Here is a 664-nt window from a genome sequence, read left to right as displayed (position 1 = left end):
AAAAGACCCGGCAGCGTCAGCAGCTGGCGCAACCGGTGCTCGATGACCTCAAGGCCTGGCTGGAGAAAAACAGCACCCGGGTGCCCAGGGACAGCCTGACGTATAAGGCCATGCAATACACGCTCAACCAGTGGGAACTGCTGACGGGCTATCTTGCCGATGGACGACTGCACATCAGCAACGCCCTGGCGGAAAACGCCATCCGACCCTTTGCGGTGGGACGGCGGAACTGGCTCTTTGCCGATACCCCGCGTGGCGCAAAAGCCAGCGCCACCGTCTACAGCCTGATCGAGACGGCCAAGGCCAACGGGCTGGAACCCTTTGCCTACATCCACCATGTGCTGCAGCACATTGGTGGGGCCAGTACAGTTGAAGAGATCGAGGCCCTGCTACCTTGGAACGTCACCCTCAGTAAGCTGCAAGAGGGCTGATTCTCTGGCGCTTACGGTTTTTCCGCTGGTTCGGAGCCGAACGCAGCCAGCAACTGCGCTACATCTGCTCGGACATGTGGAAACCCTACCTGAAGGTCATTGCCAAGAAGGTGGGGCAGGCCGTGCACGTGCTCGACCGGTTCCACATCATGGCCCATTTCAGCAAGGCCCTGGACGAAGTGCGTGCCGGCGAGGTGAAGGAGCTGAAGGCCAAGGGATATGAGCCTGTTCTG

The 664-nt window shown here is 60.1% G+C and carries 1 protein-coding gene and 1 pseudogene; both read left to right on the top strand.

Annotated features, from left to right (window positions below; translation table 11 throughout):
- A partial coding sequence (locus ACOCD2_RS24420) for an IS66 family transposase (RefSeq protein ID WP_419596451.1) occupies positions 1–431 on the top strand: 431 nt, incomplete at its 5' end.
- 11 nt (positions 432–442) lie between these two features.
- Positions 443–664: pseudogene (locus ACOCD2_RS24415) on the top strand (transposase); the annotation flags it as partial.

Origin of the sequence: Thiolapillus sp. (assembly GCF_048562965.1) — a bacterium.
GTDB classification, from domain to species: domain Bacteria; phylum Pseudomonadota; class Gammaproteobacteria; order Chromatiales; family Chromatiaceae; genus Thiolapillus; species Thiolapillus brandeum_A.
The sequence above is the reverse complement of the archived record's forward strand: the minus strand, read 5'-3'. Positions and strand labels throughout refer to the sequence as shown.